The following is a 2617-nucleotide window of genomic DNA, read 5'->3' on the forward strand; positions in this document are numbered from 1 at the left end:
GCCTGTTCCACAAGCTGATCGCCCCCCATATCGCCGGGCTGGCCCCCGAGTTGGTGAAGGCCAGCGTCTGTGCCTACACCGTGACCCCGGATTCGGGGTTCATCATCGACCGCCACCCGCGCCTGGCCAATGTCACCGTGGTCAGCGCCTGTTCCGGCCATGGCTTCAAGCATTCGGCGGCGATTGGCGAAGCCCTGGCCCAGCAGCACGTGGACGGCTGCAGCGAAATCGACCTGGAAAGTTTTTCTCTGCACCGCTTCAACTGAAGGCAACGGCCCCTTTATCGGGGCCGTGGTGAAAAAAAATCCTCGGGGTGACGTTTTTCGCCGTTTATCTGCCGTTTTCAGCCTTGCTGGTTGGCCGAGTCTCTACGATTCTTTAGAAACCCCTCAGGGCGGCGCATCGCCGCCCCACGTAGAACAACCGGAGCGCCCCATGAAGAGCGTCGCAGAACTGCTGAAACTCAAGGCCAAGCACAACCAGCAAGTGCACACCATCGCCCCGCACCAGATGGTCCTGGAGGCGCTGATGGTGATGGCCGAGAAAAACGTCGGCGCCTTGCCGGTGCTGGAGAATGGCGTGGTGGTCGGGGTCATCAGCGAGCGCGACTACGCGCGCAAGCTGGTGCTCCACGGGCGCTCCTCGGTGGGCACCCCGGTCAGCGCGATCATGAGCTCGCCGGTAATCACCGTGGACTCGCACCAGAGCGTGGACACCTGCATGAACATCATGACCGACAGCCACCTGCGCCACCTGCCGGTGGTGGAAAACGGCCAGTTGCTGGGCCTGCTGTCCATCGGCGACCTGGTCAAGGAAGCAATCGCCGAACAGGCCGACCTGATCCGCCAGCTGGAGCAGTACATCCGCGGCGAATGATCCCAGGCCCTGCGCCGCCCTGGCTCACAGGGCGTCACCCGCCGTGAAGAATTGCCGCCCATCGCTCTTGAGCAGATCCAGCAGGGCCTGGGCTGCGGGCGACAGGTAGCCTTCGGCGCGTACCAGCACCACGATGCTGCGGCGCATGCAGGTTTGCGCCAGGGGCACTTCCCGCAGGTGGGCGATGCCCTTGAAGTCGTCCAGGGTTTCCCGGGCCAGAAAACTCAGCAGCCCGGTCTTGGCGATCAGCCGCGGCAACAGGGAGATGGTGTTGGTCTCTATCTGCACCGAGGGCAGCGGCAGTTCATGGCTCTGGAACACGTTGTCGATCCAGCGTCGCGCCGACACCCGGGTGCCCGGCAGCACCCAGCGGTAGGCGCACAAGTCGCGCAGGCGCATGGGCGTGGCGAATATCGGGTGGTCGCGGCTGGCCACCACCACCGCCCGGTCTTCGAACAGGGTGTGGTGGCTCAGGTGCGGGTCGCCTTCGAACATCGGGCAGATGACCATGTCCAGGCGCCCGGAGCGCAGGGACTCGCGCAACAGGTCGTCCTGGCCGATCACCAGGTTCAAGGTGATGTCCGGGGCCCGCTCCAGCAAGGTGGCGGTCATCTGCGGCAGCAGGTGTTCGGCCATGCTGGCGGCACAGCCCAGGCGGATGTTGCCGAGCACGCCGCTGGCGAAGTCCCGCACCTCGCGGTGGGTCTCGGCGATGTTCTGCTGCAGTTGCCGGCTGCGCCGCTGCAGCAACTCACCCACGGCGGTGAGCTTGATGCCGCGGCCTTCACGCTCGAACAGCTTGGTGCCGAAGGACTCCTCCAGGCGCTGGATGCTCTTGGTCAGCGCCGGCTGGCTGCGATTGAGCTTCTGCGCCGCCCGGCCCAGGTGGCCGAGCTCGGCGATGGTGTCGAAATAGGTCAGGTCGCGCAGGTCCATGATCGATCAACAATAGTTATGAGTTGATCACAATTAGAAACTGGACTTGATCAATCGCGCTATCAATAATTTGCTCCGGCGCAGGTTTTACCGCTCCCGCAACAGGAGTGGCCAGCGTCTTGGAGAGTCGTCCCTTGTCGCCATCGCTTCGTCTATCCCTGAATACCTGGCCCCAGGCGCTGCAATGGCCGGCCTGGCTGTTGCTGGCCGGCATCAGCGGCCAGTTGCTCAAGTACCTGGAGATTCCCGCCGGGCAGTTTCTCGGGCCGATGCTCACGGCGATCCTGTTTGGCGTGTGCGGTGCCAGCATCCGCGTGCCGCGCCTGGCGTTTCGCCTGGGCCAGGGCTCGGTGGGTATGCTCGCCGCCCACTCCATGACCCTCGCCGTGCTCACGGCCATGCTCCAGTCCTGGCACGTGATGCTGGTGGCCACCCTGCTCACCGTCAGCCTCAGCGCCCTGGTGGGCCTGGTGCTGGTGCGCTTCGGCGCGATTGCCGCCAGCACCGCGGCCTGGGGCACGGCGCCCGGTGCGGCCTCGGCCATGGTGTCGATGGCCGACGAGTTCGGCGCCGACTCACGGGTGGTGGCCACCATGCAGTACGTGCGGGTGGTGTGCGTGGTGATGGTCGGGGCCCTGGTCAGCCACTGGATCGGCGCTCCGGCCAGCGGCAGCGAGGCCCACGCCAGCCAGATGGCCCTGCACGGCATGAGCCTGCCGAATGTTGGCCTGAGCATCGTGGCGATCGTCTGCGGTGTGCTCCTGGGTTCGCGGGTGCCTGCCGGGGCCCTGCTGGTGCCGCTGCT

The 2617-nt window shown here is 65.5% G+C and carries 4 protein-coding genes; 3 read left to right on the forward strand and 1 reads right to left on the reverse strand.

The window, feature by feature from the left end:
- Together F6S12_RS31090 and F6S12_RS31095 are read left to right on the forward strand one after the other, a co-directional pair.
- Positions 1 to 266: FAD-dependent oxidoreductase (locus F6S12_RS31090; RefSeq protein WP_315869794.1), on the forward strand; the 266-nt coding region annotated here is incomplete at its 5' end.
- Between the two features lie 169 nt (positions 267 to 435).
- Positions 436 to 876 (forward strand): CBS domain-containing protein, encoded by a 441-nt coding sequence (locus F6S12_RS31095; protein ID WP_011060630.1) that lies wholly within the window; start codon positions 436 to 438, stop codon positions 874 to 876.
- Between the two features lie 24 nt (positions 877 to 900).
- On the opposite strand, the gene F6S12_RS31100 is transcribed toward F6S12_RS31095, so the two are convergent.
- Positions 901 to 1812, reverse strand: a complete 912-nt coding sequence (locus F6S12_RS31100) for a LysR family transcriptional regulator (protein ID WP_011060629.1) — start codon at positions 1810 to 1812, stop codon at positions 901 to 903.
- 134 nt (positions 1813 to 1946) lie between these two features.
- On the opposite strand from F6S12_RS31100, the gene F6S12_RS31105 reads away from it, so the two are divergent.
- Positions 1947 to 2617: AbrB family transcriptional regulator (locus F6S12_RS31105; RefSeq protein ID WP_315869795.1), on the forward strand; the 671-nt coding region annotated here is incomplete at its 3' end.

The organism is Pseudomonas sp. JV245A, from assembly GCF_032424515.1.
GTDB classification, from domain to species: domain Bacteria; phylum Pseudomonadota; class Gammaproteobacteria; order Pseudomonadales; family Pseudomonadaceae; genus Aquipseudomonas; species Aquipseudomonas protegens.

What these genes read in the sequence shown, in the direction of transcription:
- F6S12_RS31095 (WP_011060630.1), top strand. Translation starts at nt 436, where the DNA reads ATGAAGAGCGTCGCAGAACTGCTGAAACTCAAGGCCAAGCACAACCAG.
- F6S12_RS31100 (WP_011060629.1), bottom strand. Translation starts at nt 1,812, where the DNA reads ATGGACCTGCGCGACCTGACCTATTTCGACACCATCGCCGAGCTCGGC.